General features: G+C 64.3%; 13 protein-coding genes. 10 read left to right on the forward strand and 3 right to left on the reverse strand.

Annotated features, from left to right (window positions below; translation table 11 throughout):
• The first annotated feature begins 35 nt into the window (after positions 1–35).
• Together A3722_RS05285 and mnmH are read left to right on the forward strand one after the other, a co-directional pair.
• The gene (locus A3722_RS05285; protein WP_067627636.1) at positions 36–386 is read left to right on the forward strand and encodes a RidA family protein; all 351 of its coding nucleotides are present in this window, start codon (positions 36–38) and stop codon (positions 384–386) included.
• Between the two features lie 52 nt (positions 387–438).
• Positions 439–1,494 carry a tRNA 2-selenouridine(34) synthase MnmH gene (mnmH, locus tag A3722_RS05290; protein ID WP_067627632.1) on the forward strand — a complete coding sequence of 352 codons (1,056 nt, stop codon included), beginning with the start codon at positions 439–441 and terminating at the stop codon, positions 1,492–1,494.
• Here mnmH and selD read toward each other — a convergent pair.
• On the reverse strand, positions 1,478–3,649 hold the full coding sequence (gene selD / locus A3722_RS05295) for a selenide, water dikinase SelD (RefSeq protein WP_067915975.1): 2,172 nt from the start codon (positions 3,647–3,649) through the stop codon (positions 1,478–1,480). The two genes, mnmH and selD, sit on opposite strands and share 17 nt — an antisense overlap.
• 290 nt (positions 3,650–3,939) lie before the next feature.
• Here selD and A3722_RS05300 point away from each other — a divergent pair, with 290 nt between their 5' ends.
• The 4 genes from A3722_RS05300 (at position 3,940) to A3722_RS05315 (ending at position 9,033) form a co-directional block, all read left to right on the forward strand.
• Entirely contained in the window at positions 3,940–6,033 is a 2,094-nt protein-coding gene (locus tag A3722_RS05300) for a DEAD/DEAH box helicase (RefSeq protein WP_067631072.1), read from the forward strand.
• Between the two features lie 230 nt (positions 6,034–6,263).
• Complete coding sequence (locus A3722_RS05305) at positions 6,264–7,661, forward strand: aminotransferase family protein (protein WP_067631069.1); 1,398 nt, start codon at positions 6,264–6,266, stop codon at positions 7,659–7,661.
• A gap of 206 nt (positions 7,662–7,867) precedes the next feature.
• Entirely contained in the window at positions 7,868–8,131 is a 264-nt protein-coding gene (locus A3722_RS05310; protein ID WP_067631066.1) for a glycine zipper 2TM domain-containing protein, read from the forward strand.
• 140 nt (positions 8,132–8,271) lie between these two features.
• A complete protein-coding gene (locus tag A3722_RS05315; protein WP_067631064.1) occupies positions 8,272–9,033 on the forward strand; it encodes a sulfite exporter TauE/SafE family protein in 762 nt (253 codons plus the stop codon).
• Here A3722_RS05315 and nagA read toward each other — a convergent pair.
• Both nagA and A3722_RS05325 read right to left on the reverse strand, forming a co-directional pair.
• Entirely contained in the window at positions 9,030–10,160 is a 1,131-nt protein-coding gene (gene nagA / locus A3722_RS05320) for an N-acetylglucosamine-6-phosphate deacetylase (RefSeq protein ID WP_067631063.1), read from the reverse strand. The two genes, A3722_RS05315 and nagA, sit on opposite strands and share 4 nt — an antisense overlap.
• The gene (locus tag A3722_RS05325; RefSeq protein WP_067631061.1) at positions 10,157–11,047 is read right to left on the reverse strand and encodes a BadF/BadG/BcrA/BcrD ATPase family protein; all 891 of its coding nucleotides are present in this window, start codon (positions 11,045–11,047) and stop codon (positions 10,157–10,159) included. The genes nagA and A3722_RS05325 overlap by 4 nt, the downstream gene beginning before the upstream one ends.
• Positions 11,048–11,164: 117 nt before the next feature.
• On the opposite strand from A3722_RS05325, the gene pdxR reads away from it, so the two are divergent.
• From pdxR to A3722_RS05345, 4 genes are all read left to right on the forward strand, one after another.
• On the forward strand, positions 11,165–12,628 hold the full coding sequence (gene pdxR, locus A3722_RS05330) for a MocR-like pyridoxine biosynthesis transcription factor PdxR (RefSeq protein ID WP_067631056.1): 1,464 nt from the start codon (positions 11,165–11,167) through the stop codon (positions 12,626–12,628).
• A gap of 96 nt (positions 12,629–12,724) precedes the next feature.
• The gene (gene xsc, locus A3722_RS05335; protein WP_067631053.1) at positions 12,725–14,500 is read left to right on the forward strand and encodes a sulfoacetaldehyde acetyltransferase; all 1,776 of its coding nucleotides are present in this window, start codon (positions 12,725–12,727) and stop codon (positions 14,498–14,500) included.
• Between the two features lie 3 nt (positions 14,501–14,503).
• Positions 14,504–15,604: an acetate/propionate family kinase gene (locus A3722_RS05340; protein ID WP_067631052.1), complete on the forward strand. Its 1,101-nt coding sequence runs from the start codon at positions 14,504–14,506 to the stop codon at positions 15,602–15,604.
• Positions 15,601–18,417 carry a molybdopterin oxidoreductase family protein gene (locus A3722_RS05345; RefSeq protein ID WP_067631051.1) on the forward strand — a complete coding sequence of 939 codons (2,817 nt, stop codon included), beginning with the start codon at positions 15,601–15,603 and terminating at the stop codon, positions 18,415–18,417. The genes A3722_RS05340 and A3722_RS05345 overlap by 4 nt, the downstream gene beginning before the upstream one ends.
• Positions 18,418–18,460 lie beyond the last annotated feature (43 nt).

The raw sequence follows: 18,460 nt of genomic DNA on the forward strand, positions 1-18,460 counted from the left end.
TGCCACAAGTTTTGCAACGTCAAAGGAGAGACAGAATGACCGAGATCAAACGCCATCACACCAACACCCGCATGAGCCAAATCGTCGAGCATGGCGAAGTGATCTACCTTGCCGGTCAGGTCGGCACGGCAGGTGCGGATGTGGCCCAGCAAACCCAAGATTGCCTTGATAAGGTCGACGCCCTGCTGGCCGAGGTCGGCAGCGACAAGACCCGCATCCTGCAATCGACCATCTGGCTGGCCGACATGGCCGATTTCGCGGCGATGAACGCCGTCTGGGACGCCTGGGTGCCCGAGGGCAACGCCCCCGCCCGCGCCTGCGGCGAATCCAAGCTCGCCACGCCGGAGTATCTGGTTGAAGTGCTGGTGATCGCGGCCAAGGCCTGAGCCATTGCCCCCGCGCCCTATCACGGGGCGCGGGGCTTTGCCGGAACTCCAGATGACCCCCTGCACCCTCACCGCCCTGTCGGACCTCGCCACGCTCAACGTCGACACGATCATCGACGTGCGCGCCCCTGCGGAGTTTGCCGAAGATCACCTGCCCGGCGCAATCAATCTGCCCGTGCTGTCGGATGCAGAGCGGGCCGAGGTCGGCACAATTTACAAACGTGTCAGCCCCTTTGACGCCCGCAAGATCGGCGGCGCGCTGGTGGCGCAGAACACGGCGCGGCATTTACAAACGGCACTGGCAGATAAAAACGGCGGCTGGCAACCGCTGGTCTATTGCTGGCGCGGTGGGCAGCGGTCGGGTGCGTTCTCGACAATTCTCGATCAGGTCGGCTGGCGTGTGCAACTTCTGCGCGGCGGCTATCGCAGCTACCGCCGTCTGGTGGTCGCAGCGCTTTACGACACGCCCCTGCCACACCGGCTGATGTTGATCGAAGGCGGCACCGGCACGGCCAAGACGCGGCTGCTGCATCATCTGGCTCAGACAGGCGCGCAGGTGCTGGATCTTGAAGGGCTGGCGCAGCATCGCGGCTCTTTGTTTGGCGCGGTGGATGGCGGCCAGCCGCATCAAAAGATGTTTGAGACACGTTTGGCTCAAGCGCTAGCCCCGCTCGATCCCGCGCGGGTAACTTGGGTCGAGGCGGAAAGCAGCAAAATCGGTGGCATCACCCTGCCTCCCGCGCTCTGGGCTGCGATGCTCGCCGCACCTCGGGTCGAGATCGCCGCACCCTTGGCCGCGCGGGCGGGTTTTCTCTGTCGGGCCTATGACGACCTGACGACGGACCCTGACTTGCTTGAAGATCGTATCGACAAGCTGCGCCCCTATCACAGCGCAGAGACCATCACCCAATGGCAGACCCAAGCCCACGCGGGCGATTGGGCCACCCTTGCCGAAGGGCTGATCGGCCAACACTACGACCCGCGCTATGCCAAGGCCGCCAGCCGCAATCCCGCGCCGGTAGAGCGGCTGCTGCTAGATGACCTCAACGAAACCACCTTGGCCGAGACCGCCACCGCGCTGAACGCCCGGTTTACGTCAGGCGCATAGAGGGGGCACCGACCTCCAGCCGTCCGATGATATGGCCTGTCAGACCCGCAGCCTCTAGCCGTGCCTGCGCTGCTTCCGCCGCCGCCTCTGGCAAGGCCGCCAGCAGCCCCCCAGCGGTCTGTGGGTCGTGAAAAAGTGGGTTCACCGGGCCTGCGGCCTCTATCGGAGCATCCGCCTGATTGACCGGTAAAAGCGACGATGCCACCCCCCGATCCGACAGCGCCTGTGCGCCGGGATAGAGCGGGACCGCCGCACCCCAAAGCTCGGCCGCCAGCCCCGAGGCGCGGCAAATCGCCTGCACATGGCCTGCCAAGCCAAAGCCTGTCACATCTGTCATCGCACGAGCGTTTGCCAAAATCTCTGCCTCCCGCGCCTGCGGCCTGGCCATCGCGCCAAGCGCGTCGGCCACCACCCGCCCCGGCGCGCTGCCCGCCATATGACCTGCAAGAATTACGCCCGATCCGATTGGCCGGGTCAGCATCAACACATCCCCCGGCTGCGCGCCGCCGACACCGATGGGCATCTCCGCCCGCGTGCCGGTGACCGTGAAGCCAATGGTCAGTTCCGCGCCCATGGTGGTGTGGCCACCCACAATCTGCGCCCCTGCCGCCGCCATTACATCTTGCGCGGCCGCCGCGATCTCTCGTAACGTGCGGGCCTGCAATGCGGGCGACATGCGCGGCATGATGATTGAACTCAGCGCCACCTGCGGCTTGGCCCCCATGGCCCAGACATCGCCCAAGGCGTGGACCGCTGCGATTCGCGTCATCAGCGCCGGGTCTTCGATGAAGCCGCGCAGGTGGTCCGTGCTCATCACCTGAAAACCACCGCCCGGTTGGCGCAGCACCGCCGCATCATCCCCCGCCCCGGTAACGACATCGCTGGAGATTGGCCCCTGCACCTTTGCCAAAAGATCGCCCAGCACCGCGCCGCCCACCTTTGCGCCGCAACCGCCACAAAGCGGCTTGCCCGCCAGCGCCTCCTCCACGCCCGAGGCCGTCGGAACCGACAGCGCATTGCCCTTCATTTCGGGCAGGTCATCAAGCTGATCCATGAACTTGCGATCAATGCGGTCCTTCCACTGCCAAAGCAGCGCCCCGCCAAGGGCCAGCCCGTTCCGCTCAGCCACGGCGGATTTCCCCCCGAGCGAGACCAGTTTGAGGTAATGTTTCTGCGGTTTGAACGCCCGCCGCGCACCACCACTCAGCGCCGCGCGCAGGTTGTCATGCAGCACCGGCGCTGCCCGCACGGCAAAAACCCCGGCTTTGGGGCGCGGCGTGGCCTCCATATGCGCGCAATCGCCCACGGCAAAGAGTGCCGCATCATCCACAACCCCCAGATCCGCGCCGACACGGATAAACCCGGCGTGCAGCGGCAAATCGGTTTGCCCGAGCCATCCATGCGGCACCGCCCCCGCAGCGCCCACACAAAGCGCAGCCGAAATCGGCGGGCCACCCGCCAGGATCACCTGCCGATCGGTGATGCGCGTGACCTTGGCATCAAGCGCAAGGGCCACCCTCAAATTCGCCATCTGCCGCCGCACCATGGCCGCGGTCCGGGGCGCCATGCCAGAGAGGTCTGGCCCATGTTCCACCACCGTCACGGCAGGCTGCACACCCGCCTGACGCAGCGCAAAAGCCATCGCCATGGCAAGCTCACAGCCCGCCACACCGCCGCCAATCACCGCCACCTCGGGCGGCTGTTCGCCCGCCTTCACCGCTGCCAGAAACTCACGCCAGCGCGCTGCGTAGACATCAAGTGGCTTGGCCCCGACCGCGTATTGCGCATACCCCGGCAGGTCCATCTTGGCCGTGATCCCTATGTCGATCGAGGCCACGTCATAGGCCACGGCCCCGTGCCCTTCGACCGTGATCTCGCGTGCCGCCCGGTCAATCCCCGTCGCCGCCCCAAGGATCAGCCGCGCCCCGGCGTGGCGGCACAGGCGCATCAGGTCGATCTCCAATTCATCCCGCCCGTAGTGCCCGGCGATATGACCGGGCAGCATGCCGGTATAGGGCGCGGTGGGACCGGGGTTGATGACCGTCAGCCGCGCACCGGGCAGCGGGTCCATCCCCCATTTGCGCAGCACGAGAGCATGGGCATGGCCACCGCCAACCAGCACCAGATCTCGCGTCAGGGGCAGATCGCTTTGCACCAGATTGCCTCACTCTCTCTTTCAGCTTTGGTTATAGCTAACCGAAGCCGCCCGGCCGCGCCATTGGCCTGACCGAGATGTGAGCGGATCGGACCAGAACTAAAATGGCACTTCCCCGCCCATTCCGGCCTCCAAACCCGCCAAACAGGTAAAAAGGGTGACAATTCGCCCAAAAACCCCCATGTACATTCCATCCCCGACCCTCTACCGACGGTCGGATTCCTTTGCCGTGGCTGGTAGCACCCCACGTGCCCGCCCCCCGCACAAACGTTCAAGACAGGACAGCCTTCGTGATCCAGACTATTGCCGATGCCCTTGCCCAACAGGGCTATGAAACACTTACCGCCGTACAGGAGGCCGTCACAGACCCCGCGCTGAACGATCAAGACCTTCTGGTTTCCGCCCAAACCGGGTCGGGCAAGACGGTGGGCTTTGGCCTCGCCATCGCGCCGACACTCTTGGGGGACGATACCCATTTCGGCCAAGCAGGCGCACCGCTGGCGCTGATTATCGCGCCCACACGCGAATTGGCGATGCAGGTCAGCCGCGAACTGACCTGGCTTTATGGCAAAGCGGGCGCAGTGGTTACCACCTGTGTCGGCGGCATGGACACCCGGACCGAGCGCCGCGCGCTGGACCGGGGCGCACATATCGTCGTCGCCACGCCGGGCCGTCTGTGTGACCACATCAAACGCAACAATATCAACCTCGACGCGATCCGCGCCGTGGTGCTGGACGAAGCGGATGAGATGCTCGACCTCGGTTTTCGCGAAGACCTTGAGTTCATCCTCTCCGAATCCCCCGAAGAGCGCCGCACGCTGCTGTTCTCGGCCACCGTGCCTGCGGCGATTGCCAAACTGGCGAAATCCTACCAGCGCGACGCGCAGCGCATCACCACTGTGAGCGAAGCCAAACAGCACAGCGATATCGAATACCGCGCGCTGAATGTGCACCCGCGTGACACTGAAAACGCGATCATCAACGTGCTGCGCTTTTACGAGGCCAAAAACGCCATCGTGTTCTGCAACACCCGCGCCGCCGTGGCGCGTCTGACCACGCGCTTTACCAACCGGGGGTTCTCGGTCGTGGCGCTGTCGGGTGAGTTGACGCAGTCTGAGCGGACCAACGCCCTGCAAGCGCTGCGCGACGGGCGGGCCCGCGTTTGTATTGCGACGGATGTCGCCGCACGCGGCATCGACTTGCCGAACCTTGAACTGGTGATCCACGCCGATCTGCCCAGCAACTCCGACACGCTGCTGCACCGTTCGGGCCGCACAGGCCGCGCCGGGCGCAAGGGTGTTTCCGCCCTGATCGTGCCTGCGAAACTGCGCAGCAAGGCGAACCGTCTGATCGGTGGCGCGAAGCTAAAAGTGGAATGGGCGGCACCGCCCTCCGCCGCCGAAGTCAACGCCGCAGACGAAGCCCGCCTGCTGGCCGATTCCGCATGGTCCGACCCGATCCCGGAAGATGCCGAAGGGTTTGTCGCCAATCTGGTCGAGCAATTCTCGGCCGAGCAACTGGCCACTGCTTTCGTCAACCTCTACCGCGCGCGCCAATCCGCGCCGGAAGAACTGGCAGAACCCGGTGCGCCCGGCGACGACAAACCGCGCCCGGCCTTTGGCAAATCGGTCTGGTTCTCGATCTCGACCGGTCGCAACGACGGGGCCGAGCCGCGCACGCTGCTGCCAATGCTTTGCCGGCGCGGTGATCTGACCAAAGACGATATCGGCGCGATCCGTGTGCAGGGCAGCCATAGCTTTGTCGAAGTGCTGGAAACCTCGGTTCCCGGTCTGCTGAGCGCACTTGGCGGCGACATGAAGCTGGAAGAAGGCGCGGTGCTGACGCAGCTCGACAAAGCCCCCGATCTGGCCCGTGGTCCGAAACCCGGCGGCAACCGTGGCCCCAAGCCGGGTGGCGGCTACAAGGGTGATCGCGACCGTGGCCCGCGCCCGCCGCGTGATAACTACGATCCCGATGCCGCCCCCGCCCCGCGCAAACCCCGCGCCAAAGCGGCGGATGGCCCCGGTGCGGCGTCGTTCGACAAGCCGAAATACGACAAGGCCAAGTTCGACAAACCGCGCGCGCCCAAGGGCGAACGCCCGCCAAAGTCGCACAAGACCGAGCGCAGTCCGATGAAGCCCGGTGCGACGCCCAAGCCTAAGTCTGGCGGCGAAACAACCGGCAAGCCCAAGGCGAAAGCCGTTTGGAAAAAGGAAAAGCCCGCAGGCGATGCACCGCGCAAAGGCAAGGGCAAGCCGACAACCTCGGCCACCACGCCGGGCGGTGAGAAGTCCTACAAACGGGCGTCCGACCCGTCCAAACGCTTCACCCCGCCGAATAAGATCGGCAAGCAGGGCGGCAAGAGCGGCCCGAAATCGAAGTAAACTTGAACGCCGGGGCACCACCCCGGCGTTTTCGTTTAAGGCCCCGGACTTTTTAAAAAAGTCCGCCCCGATTTCTTTAAAAGAAATCTGCGCCGGCGGCTGGCCTTAAGGAACAAACCTAACTGGCACTACTTGTGGCGCAACTTTCGCGGTGATGTGATAGGCACATTCCCCGCCTCTGCGCGGGCTTCATTCGTGGGTTCGCCCACTCGCACAGAAAGGTTTGCCCCATGGACGGCAATTTCAACGAGAACGACATCTCCCGCGTTGTCGAAGCCGACCGCGCGCATATCTGGCACCACCTGAGCCAGCACAAACCCTATGAAACGACCGACCCGCGCATCATTGTCGAAGGCAAGGGCATGCGGGTCTGGGACCAAAAGGGCAAAGAGCACCTTGATGCCGTGTCCGGTGGTGTCTGGACGGTCAACGTAGGCTATGGCCGTGAAAGCATCGCCAATGCCGTGCGCGACCAGCTGATCAAGCTGAACTATTTCGCCGGTTCCGCAGGCTCGATCCCCGGTTCTCATTTCGCCGAGAAACTGCTGGACAAGATGCCCGGCCTTGATCGCGTCTATTACTGCAACTCGGGCTCCGAGGCGAATGAGAAAGCCTTCAAAATGGTCCGCCAGATCGCGCACAAACGTTATGGCGGCAAGAAGCACAAGATCCTCTACCGCGACCGCGACTACCACGGCACCACCATCGGCTGCCTCTCGGCGGGTGGGCAGGACGAGCGCAACGCACAATACGGCCCCTTCGCGCCGGGGTTTGTGCGGGTGCCGCACTGCCTTGAATACCGCAGTTTTGAGCAGGACGGCGCGCCACAGGAAAACTACGGTGTCTGGGCTGCCGACCAGATCGAGAAGGTGATCCTCGCCGAAGGGCCGGAAACCGTTGGCGCGCTTTGCCTAGAGCCGGTGACCGCAGGCGGCGGCGTGATCTGCCCGCCCGAGGGCTATTGGGAGCGCGTGCAAGAGATTTGCCGCAAATACGACATCCTGCTGCATATCGATGAGGTCGTCTGCGGCGTCGGGCGCACCGGCACATGGTTCGGTTATCAGCACTACGGCATCCAGCCAGACATGGTGACCATGGCCAAGGGCGTCGCCTCAGGCTATGCCGCCATCGCCTGTCTGGTCACGACCGATGCCGTGTTTGACATGTTCAAGGACGATGCCAGCGATCCGCTGAACTACTTCCGCGACATCTCGACCTTTGGTGGCTGCACCGCGGGGCCGACCGCGGGCATCGAGAACATGAACATCATCGAACGCGAGAACCTGTTGGAGAACACCACCAACATGGGCCACTACATGCTGGAGCAGCTTCATGCGCTGGCCGACAAACACAAGGTGATCGGCGATGTGCGCGGCAAGGGGCTGTTCTTGGGCGCCGAACTGGTCACTGACCGCGACAGCCGCGACCCCGTCGAGGAAAAGCGTATTCAGGCCGTCGTTGGGGACTGCATGGCCCAAGGGGTGATCATCGGGGCCACCAACCGCTCCCTGCCCGGCAAGAACAACACGCTGTGTTTCTCGCCCGCGCTAATCGCCTCGCGCGATGATATTGATGAGATTATCACCGCAGTGGATGGCGCGTTGGGCCGGGTTTTCGCTTCGGCGTAAAACCGCGCTTTCAGGCCTGCGACAGGCGGCATCGGTTGACCCGGTGCCGCCTTCGTCTATCTAAACCTCTGTCTTGCCCGAACATGACAACAGATGGAAAATTGCCGCGCACACCCGCGTTGAAAATTTTTCTTAACATCCATCGCTTTCGCGGGAACCTCTTCCAATCCCCCCGCGTTGGCAAATGAGTAACTTGGGAGAAAGACATGAAGAAATTCCTTATCGCCGTTCCGCTGGTCGCCACTCTTGCCGCTTGTAACGGCACCACGCCCAGCCAAGGCGCCCTGACAGGTGCAGCCCTCGGCGCAGCCACAGGTGCTGCTGTTTCAGGCGGTGACGACAAGGTTCAAGGCGCAATCATCGGCGGTCTCGCTGGTGCGGCGGCTGGCAACTACATCGGCCAGACTCAGTCCGGCAAATGTGTGTACCAGAACTCCAACGGCCAGCGCTACGTCGCAGCTTGCCCATAAACGGCTGACATCGCGCGATTTCGCGCTATTGGGGCTTCGACCATCGGTCGGAGCCCTTTTTCGTGCCTCCCCCCCATCTTGGCATCGCCGTGATTTGATCCTAACAGGGTTCCAAGCGCCGCATGGCGTGGGGAGGGACAATGACCACATTAAGCGATATCGCGATCTTGCTGATCGCGGCCTTTGGCGCGGGCGTGTTGAACACCATCGCCGGGGGCGGCACCTTTCTGACCTTTCCGGCGCTGGTCTTTACCGGGATGCCGCCTGTGGCGGCCAATGCCACCAGTGCCGTGGCGGTGTTTCCCGGCTACCTTGCCGGGGCTTTCGGCTTTCGCGATGAATTGGGCGGTTTTGACCGCAAGCGGTTGCTGCGGCTTAGCCTCATCACGCTGGCGGGCGGTGTGGTTGGCTCGGGCCTGCTGCTGGTCTCGTCCAACGCGGCCTTTTCGGTTGTCGTGCCCTTCTTGCTCCTCGCGGCGACGCTGGCCTTCCTGCTGGGCGACCGCATCCGCGCCTTTGCCGCATCCCATGCCCGCGGCGTCACACCCGAAGGCGCGCTCGGCCTGTTCGCGGTCAGCGTCTATGGCGGCTATTTTAACGGGGGCTTGGGCATCGTTCTGCTGGCCCTCTTCGCGCTTTGGGGGATGACTGACCTGCACGGGATGAACGGGCTCAAGAACGGGCTGAGCTTCGTGCTCTCATCGATTTCCGTGGCGGTTTTTGCCTTGGCCGGGCTGGTCGCATGGCCGCAGGCGTTGCTGATGATGCTGGCCGCCACGGCAGGGGGCTATGCCGGAGCGCCGCTGGCGCGGGCCTTGCCGAAACAAACCGTGCGCTGGCTGATCGCCGCCATCGGCTTTGGGATGAGCGCGGTGTTCTTCTGGCGGCTTGTCGCAGGCTAGGCGAGCAGGTCCACCGCACCGCTTTCGGGGTCGAACAGCAGCAAAGGTTGGCCCGCGCTTTCGATCCGGCCCAGACCCATGTCATCGCGCAACAGTGCCAGCGGCCCCGAAATCGCCCGCGCCAAGGCGGTTTCCAACGGCTCTCCCACCGCATGGATCAGCGTGCGGACCGCGCGGCCCAACGCTAGGTGCGCCCCCGCCAGGGTACCATCCGCCAAGGCCAACCGCCCGTCCGCGCGATAAACCTCGCGCCCGTTGAGCGTGAAGCCCGCGATATCAGAGCCCGCCGTCGCCATGGCATCACTGACGAGGAAAATCCCCTCGCCCTTGGCCGCCAGCGCGTTGCGCATGCTGGCGGGATGCACATGGATGCCATCGGCAATCAGCCCCGCGTGAACCCCGTCTCGCGCCAGCGCCGCCCCGACCAATCCCGGCGCGCGGTTGCCCATCTGGCTCATCGCGTTGAACAGATGCGTGACGCAGCGCGCGCCCGCATCAAAAGCAGCCATAGAGGTCTCGTAATCCGCGTCGCTATGGCCAAGCGAAACGATGACCCCGGCCTCGGCCATCGCGGCGATCTGCGCGGCGCTGGTGTTTTCCGGCGCGACCGTCACCATAAGGTTCGGCAGCAGCGCGGCGGCGCGCAGGATCAGGGCAAGATCCGCCGCCTCCATCGGGCGGATCAACGCCCCGTCATGCGCGCCCTTGCGCGATAGCGCCAGATGCGGGCCTTCCAGATGCAGCCCGATAATGCCCGGCACCCCCTCGGCGATAGCAGCCGCGACAGCCTCAATCGCCGCTTCGGTTTTATCGGGCGTGTCGGTGATCAAGGTGGGCAAAAGCGCCACGACACCCGTGCTGCGGTGCGCCTTGGCCATGCGCCGCAGGGTGGCCGCATCGGGGCTATCGTTGAACATCACCCCGCCGCCGCCATTGACCTGAAGATCGACGAAACCGGGACAGAGCACCCCCGCCTGCAGCCGCTCTGTCGGCATGCCCTGCGGCACATCTTCAAAGGCAAGGATGCGGCGGCTGCCGTCTTGCATCTGCGCCAGCACCTTGCCGTGGTGCAGATGCTTTCCATCGTGAATATCCGCCCCGGTGAAAACCCTCGCGATCTCGCTCATGGCAAAACCTCTTCCGCTGCGGCCTTGCAGACCAGATGAAACGCCCCATCAAGCGCCGTGCCGCGCGCCGCGATCAGCCCCGACAGATGGTCTTCTGGCAGGCAACGCGCGTAATGCGGGCCAATCCCGCCCAGCAGGCAGAGCGGGTCGCCGGGCGCGAAATCCAGCGCCTTCAACGCGCGGAGGTAATAGGCCGCCCCCTCTTGCATCAGTGCCTGCGCGTGGCGGTCCCCAGCCTCGGCAGCCGCGATGACCTTGGGCGCGAATGCCGCATAGTCTCCGGGCTGAGCTGTCAGGCTGAAGGAAACGAGAGCCTCTGGATCATCGCCGAAATCCGCCAACAAAGCGCGGGTCAGGTCGCTGTGCGGCAGCACCCTGTCATGGCATTGCAACGCAAAATCCAACGCGCCGCGCCCCAGCCATGCGCCTGATCCTTGATCGGCCAGATGAAACCCCCAGCTTCCGACATAGCGATACGCCGTGCCGTCGGTCGCGGCCACAATCGTACCCGTGCCGATGGCCAGCAGCCAGCCTGCCACGCCTTCGCCAAGCGCGCCGACCACGCAGGCGGGGCGGTCATCGTCGGCGTGGATCCGGGCATAGGGCAGCGCCGCGCGCAGCCGCGCTTCGTCTTGCGCGACGTTCATTCCCGCGAGCCCGATGAACGCCGTGGCGTCCTTAAGTGCCGTGAGGGGCAGCCCCGCCTCGGCCGCTGCCGCCTCCACCGCGCCGCGCAGGTTTGCGAGCGCTCTGTCCGGGTCATTGCCGATATTGGCGCGCCCCCCAGTTGCACGGCCAAGAATGCCATCACGCTGCGTGCCGATGGCGGCGCGGCAGCCGGTGCCACCGCCGTCAACGGCGATCAAAAGAGGGGCGGAGATGCTCATGCGACACTTTTAGGCGAGGTGCAGGGTGAACGGAAGTGCGGGCAACGCGCCGAAGTAAATTCGACAGGCCGTAATGCCAGATTGAACTCCCCCTAAGGCCAGCCTAACCTTCGCCCCATGGCCCTGCCCGTCGAAACCTTTTTCCTGCGCCCCGATGCGCAAGGCACCCTGCAACAGCAGATCCAACAGATGATCGCTCAAGGCGTCCTCTCGGGTCGGTTTCAGCGGGGTGAGAAGCTGCCCTCCACCCGCAAGCTCGCAGCGCATCTTCGCGTCAGCCGGATCACGGTCACCATCGCCTATACCGAGCTTTTGGCGAATGACTACCTCACCTCGCGCGGGCGGTCGGGGTATTTCGTTTCCGACAACGCCCCCGCGCCCCCAGCCTTTGCGCCCCGGGCCGAGGCCGATGACGCCATCGATTGGACCCGCGCCATCGGCCAACGCTTCAGCGCCAATGGGCTGGCCGCCAAACCGCAGGACTGGGCCAGCTACCGCTACCCTTTCATCTACGGCCAAGCCGACCCGACGCTGTTCGACCACGCGAACTGGCGGCTCTGCGCGTTGCAAGCCTTGGGCCAACGCGACTTCACCTCGATGACGACCGATTACTACGACCAAGACGACCCGCAACTGATTGAGTTCATTGCCCGCCACATCCTGCCCCGGCGCGGCGTCTCGGCACGGCCCGAGCAAATCCTCATCACGCTTGGCGCGCAGAACGCGCTTTGGCTGACCGCGCAGGTGCTGCTGACCCAACGCCGCCGCGCCGTTTTGGAAGACCCGTGCTATCCGGCGCTCAGCGGTATCCTGAGCCAGTCCCGCTGCCACATCACCCCGGTGCGCGTGGATCAAGACGGCCTCCCGCCTGAGGCGATCCCCCCCGACACTGATGTAATTTTCACCACGCCCAGCCACCAATGCCCGACCAATGCGACCATGCCGATGGACCGCCGCCGCGCGCTCTTGGCCCGCGCCCGCGCGCTTGAGGCGCTGATCGTCGAGGATGACTATGAGTTTGAGATGTCCTTCCTCAAACCCGCCTCGCCCGCGCTGAAGTCGCTCGATGATGAGGGGCGGGTGATCTATGTCGGCAGCTTCTCCAAATCGCTTTTTCCGGGGCTCCGGCTGGGGTATCTGGTGGGGTCTGAGCCGTTCATCCGTGAGGCCCGCGCGCTGCGCGCCTCGGTCCTGCGCCACCCGCCGGGGCATATTCAGCGCACTGCTGCCTATTTCCTGTCTCTGGGCCATTACGACGCGCAGATCCGTCGCATGGGGCTGGCCTTGCATGAGCGTCGCCGCGTCATGGAGGAAGCGCTTGAGACGCACGGCCTGCGCGTCTCCGGCCGGGGTGCCTATGGCGGATCGTCCTTCTGGATGCGCGCGCCGGAAAGCGTTGATACCGCGCAACTGGCCGAAAACCTGCGCGCGCGGGACGTTCTGGTTGAACCCGGCCACGCCTTTTTCGCGGGCGAAGAGAGGGCCACGAATTACTACCGGCTGGCCTATTCCTCCATCCCCGCGGCACGGATCGGCGAAGGGGTTGGCCTGATCGCCGAAGAGATCGACCGCCTGCGCTAATCTGGCCCTAGGGCTAGGCCAATTCTGGCCCTAACCCCCGCCCGCGGCTACCCGTAATTTGCCCCAAGCTTTGCCCCACGCCCAAAGGATCGACCCATGAAAATGACCACCGAAGAAGCCTTCGTCAAAACCCTTCAGATGCATGGGATCGACACGGCCTTTGGCATTATCGGCTCGGCCATGATGCCGATCTCCGATCTGTTCCCCGCCGCCGGGATCACCTTCTACGACGGCGCGCATGAGTGTAACTCCGGCATGATGGCGGATGGGTTCACCCGCGCCTCGGGGCGCATGTCGATGATGGTCGCGCAGAACGGGCCGGGGATTACCAATTTCGTGACGCCGGTGAAAACCGCCTATTGGAACCACACCCCGCTGCTGCTGGTGACCCCGCAGGCGGCGAACAAGACCATTGGCCAGGGCGGTTTTCAGGAGGTCGAGCAGATGGCGCTCTTCCGCGACATGGTCGCCTATCAAGAAGAAGTGCGCGACCCGACCCGCATCGCCGAGACGCTGAACCGGGTGATCCTGCAAGCCAAACGCCACTCCGCCCCTGCGCAGATCAACATTCCCCGCGATTTCTGGACCCAAGTGATCGACATCGACCTGCCCGCCATCGTCGAGTTCGAGCGGCCCTCCGGCGGCGAGACGGCCATCGCCGAGGCGGCAGAACTGCTTTCAAACGCGAAGTTCCCGGTGATCTTGAATGGCGCGGGTGTGGTCATCGGCGGCGCAATCGACGACGCACGCAAACTGGCCGAACGGCTCGATGCGCCTGTCTGTTGCGGCTACCAGCACAATGACGCCTTCCCCGGCTCGCACCCGCTGTCGGTCGGGCCGCTGGGCTACAACGGCTCGAAAGCGGCGATGGAGTTGATCGCCAAGGCCGATGTGGTGCTGGCGCTCGGTACGCGGCTCAACCCCTTTTCCACACTTCCGGGCTACGGCATCGATTATTGGCCCAAAGACGCCAAAATCATTCAGGTCGACATCAACCCCGACCGCATCGGCCTGACTAAGAAGGTCAGCGTCGGCATCGTCGGCGACGCGGGTAAGGTGGCGCGCACGATCCTTGACGGGCTGAGCGACAGCGCGGGCGACGCAGGCCGCGAGGAACGGCGCAACCTGATCGCCCAGACCAAATCCGCATGGGCGCAGGAACTCACCTCAATGGATCATGAGGATGACGACCCCGGCACCACATGGAACGAACGCGCCCGCGACCGCGAGCCGGAAAAGATGTCCCCCCGCATGGCATGGCGCGCAATCCAGAAAACCCTGCCGAAAGAGGCGATCATCAGCTCCGATATCGGCAACAACTGCGCCATCGGCAACGCCTATCCGGCATTTGAGGCAGGCCGAAAATACCTCGCCCCCGGCCTTTTCGGCCCCTGCGGCTACGGTTTCCCGGCGATCTGCGGGGCCAAGATTGCCTGCCCGGATGTGCCTGTGGTGGGCTTTGCCGGGGATGGCGCTTTTGGCATTTCGATGAACGAGATGGTCAGCGTCAGCCGCGACGACTGGCCCGCCGTGACCATGGTGATCTTTCGCAACTACCAGTGGGGCGCGGAGAAACGGAACACGACGCTGTGGTTCGACGACAATTTTGTCGGCACCGAATTGGCGCAGGACGTGAGCTATGCCGCGGTGGCCAAAGCCTGCGGCGTCGAGGGCGTACAAGTGTCGTCGATGGATGAGTTGACCGACGCACTCGACCGCGCGGTCAAGGCGCAGATGGACGAGGGCAAGACGACCTTCATCGAAGTGCTGCTGAACCAAGAGTTGGGCGAGCCCTTCCGGCGGGACGCGATGAAGAAACCCGTCTCTGTCGCTGGAATCAGCCGGGATGACATGCGCCCGCAACAGGTCTGAGGCGTGACCCAAGCGCTGGTGCTTGTCGTCAACGCGGGATCGTCGTCTATCAAGGCGGCGGTCTTTGACGGCGGGTTGGCCGAGCGTCTGCGGATTGAGGCGCAGGGCATCGGCCAGACCGGCGCGCTGCGTCTGGGAGACGCTCCGCCGGTGCGCCTTGATCTGCCTGACCACCAGACCGCCTTCCGCGCCATTCTGAACGGGCTGCAACAAAAAGGGATTGCGGGCGCTGACCTGACGGCCGCCGCCCACCGTGTCGTGCATGGCGGCCCGGATCTGGCCGAGACAACGACAATCACGCCTGCCGTCCGAAGCGCCATCGCCGAGGCTCAACCGCTGGCGCCACTGCACAATCCGCACCACCTCGGCGCAATCGACGCGCTGGCAGCGCTCCTGCCCGACCTGCCGCAAGTCGCCGCCTTTGATACCGGCTTTCACCGCAGCAACCCCGATGTCGCCCGCCGCTACGCCTTGCCCGACCGGGCCGAAACGGCCGCCCTGCGTCGCTATGGGTTTCACGGCATCAGCTATGAAAGCCTCGTGCAGAATTTCCCCCAGACCACGGGCGCAGACCTTCCCCGCCGCCTGCTGGCGCTGCATCTGGGCAATGGCGCATCACTCTGCGCGATCCTAGAGGGGCAATCGGTCGCCACTACGATGGGTTTCTCGCCGCTCGGCGGGCTGACCATGGGCACCCGCGCGGGTGAGATTGACGCGGGCGCGGTGCTGCATCTGGTGCGCGACATGGGGTTGGAAGAGGCGCAGACACTGCTGCATCACGAAAGCGGTTTGCTGGGGCTTTCGGGCCTCACTGCCGACATGCGGCAACTGGCGGAAACAGACAGCGATGCCGCCCGCTTCGCCCGTGACCACTTTTGCTACTGGATCACCCGGCAGGCGGGGTCGATGATCGCTGCCATGGGCGGGATCGACGGCATCGCTTTCACCGGGGGCATCGGCGAAAACGATTCCGAGGTGAGGGAAAAGGTTCTTGCAAACCTTCGCTGGGCGGGAAATATTCCCTCTTGGGTCATCCCCGCCGCCGAAGAGAAACATATCGCGCGCCAAGCGCTCGCCCTGCTGAAAGACCCAGCCCGCCCATGACGCATTCCCAGCCGCCGCTTGATCTGTCGCCCAAGGTCTCGGACGAGGTTCGCAAGACCACCTGCTACATGTGCGCCTGCCGCTGCGGCATTAACGTGCATATGAAAAAGGGCAAAGTCGCCTACATCGAGGGCAACCGCGACCATCCGGTGAACCAAGGTGTGCTCTGCGCCAAAGGCTCTGCCGGGATCATGCAACACAACTCCCCCGCGCGCCTGCGCAATCCGATGAAACGGGTCGGCCCGCGTGGCTCGGGCGAGTTCGAGAGCATCAGTTGGACCGAGGCGTTGCAGATCGCCACCGACTGGCTGGAGCCCCTACGCCGCGAAGCGCCTGAAAAGTTGGCGTTCTTCACTGGACGCGACCAGTCGCAAAGCTTCACGTCCCTTTGGGCGCAGGCTTTCGGCACGCCGAACTACGCGGCCCATGGCGGTTTCTGCTCGGTCAATATGGCCACGGCGGGCATCTACACGATGGGCGGCGCGTTCTGGGAGTTTGGCCAGCCAGATTGGGACCACACCAAGCTGTTCATGCTGTTTGGCGTGGCCGAGGACCATGACAGCAACCCGATCAAGATGGGTCTGGGCAAGCTGAAGAAACGCGGCGCGCGGGTCATCGGGGTGAACCCGATCCGCACCGGATATAACGCCATTGCCGACGATTGGGTCGGCATCACGCCCGGCACCGATGGGCTGTTCATCCTGTCGCTGATCCACTGCCTGATGAAGGCGGGGCGCATCGATTTGGATTACCTTGCGCGTTACACCGACGCCCCGGTGCTACTGAACAGCGACCCGAAGTCGCCGGAGTATGGCCTGCAACTGCGCGATGAGGACGGCAAGGCGCTGGTGGTCGACCGCAAGACCGGCAAGCTGACCCCCTTTGACCAGCCCGGCGTGCGCCCCGACCTTGCCGCCACCTACCGCACGGGAGGCATCACGCACCGCCCGGTCTTTCACCAGATGGCCGAGCAATATCTGGGTGAAGAGTACACGCCCGAAGCCGTGGCTGAGCGCTGTGGCATCCCCGCCCCGCGCATCCGCGCCATCGCAGCCGAACTGGCGCGCGTCGCCTTTGACGAAGCGTTCGAGCTTGAGCACGCATGGACCGACTTCCGCGGCGAGCATCACAAGACGATGACAGGCCGCCCGGTCTCTTTCCACGCCATGCGCGGCATCTCGGCCCATGCCAATGGGTTCCAAACCTGCCGGGCGCTGCATGTGTTGCAGATCATCCTTGGCACCGTCGAAGTGCCGGGCGGTTTCCGCTTTAAACCGCCCTACCCCAAACCTGCCACCGCGCACCCCAAACCACATTGCAAAGCCACGCCCGGCGGGCCGCTCGACGGGCCGCATCTGGGTTTCGTGCATGGCCCCGACGATCTGGCGCTATGCGCCGATGGCAGCCCGGCGCGGATCGACAAGGCGTTCACATGGGAAAACCCGATGTCGGCCCATGGGCTGATGCATATGGTGATCTCTAACGCCCATGCAGGCGATCCCTACAAGATCGACACGCTGTTCATGTATATGGCCAATATGTCGTGGAACTCTTCGATGAACCCCGGCGGGGTGATGGAGATGTTGACCGATACCGACGAGAATGGCGACTACGTCATCCCTCGGATCATCTACTCCGATGCCTATTCCTCGGAGATGGTGGCCTATGCGGACCTGATCCTGCCCGACACGACGTACCTTGAACGGCACGACTGTATCTCACTGCTCGACCGCCCGATCAGCGAGGCCGACGCCGCCGCCGATGCGATCCGTTGGCCCGTGGTAGAGCCCAACCGCGACGTGCGCGGCTTTCAGTCGGCGCTTTGTGATCTGGGCGCGAAGCTTGGCCTGCCGGGGTTCGTGAACGAGGACGGCAGCCAGAAATACAAAGACTACGCCGACTACATTACCAGCCACGAACGCCGTCCGGGCATTGGGCCGCTGGCCGGGTTCCGCGGTGAAGATGGCAAAGACGCCGGACGCGGGGCGCCGAACCCCGAGCAGATCGACCGCTATATCGAAAACGGCGGTTTCTTCGTCAATCACATCCCCGAGGGCGCGAATTACTACAAGCCGTGGAACGCCGCCTATCAAGATTGGGCCGTCGGCATGGGCATCTATGACGCGCCGCAGCCCTATCTGTTTTCGCTCTATGTCGAGCCGCTGCGCCGCTTTCAGCTTGCCGCCGAAGGCCACGGCGACCGCCAGCCCCCTGACCATCTGCGCGACCGGATTAAGCAGACCATGTCGCCCCTGCCAATCTGGTATGAAAGCGACCCTGAAGGCACGCAGGGCTATGATGTCCACGCCCTCACCCAACGGCCCATGGCGATGTACCATTCATGGGGCAGTCAGAACGCTTGGCTGCGGCAATTGCACGGGCACAATCCGCTCTACCTGCCCACCGCGATCATGCGCGCCAAGGGGCTGCAGGACGGCAACTGGGCGCACGTGACCTCTCCGCACGGCGGGATTACCGTTCCGGTGATGGAGATGGCGGCCCTGAACCCCAAAACGGTCTGGACATGGAACGCCATCGGCAAACGCAAAGGCGCATGGGCGCTGGACCGCGACGCGCCCGAGGCGACCAAGGGCTTCTTGCTCAACCACCTGATCCACGAATTGCTGCCACCCAAAGGCGACGGTTTGCGGTGGTCGAACTCCGACCCGATCACCGGACAGGCCGCGTGGTTCGACCTTAAAGTGCATATCGAAAAGACCGACGCCCCCGCCGAGGCGCAGCCGGAAATTCCGCCGCAACGCTCCCCCGTTCCGCCCGCGCCGCAGGACATTGCGTGGAAGGTGGGCAAATGACCGCCTCCCTCCGCGCCGCACCGCTCAAGACCCCTCAGGACCG

It is taken from the genome of Sulfitobacter sp. HI0027 (assembly GCF_001634775.1).
Taxonomy (GTDB): domain Bacteria; phylum Pseudomonadota; class Alphaproteobacteria; order Rhodobacterales; family Rhodobacteraceae; genus Sulfitobacter.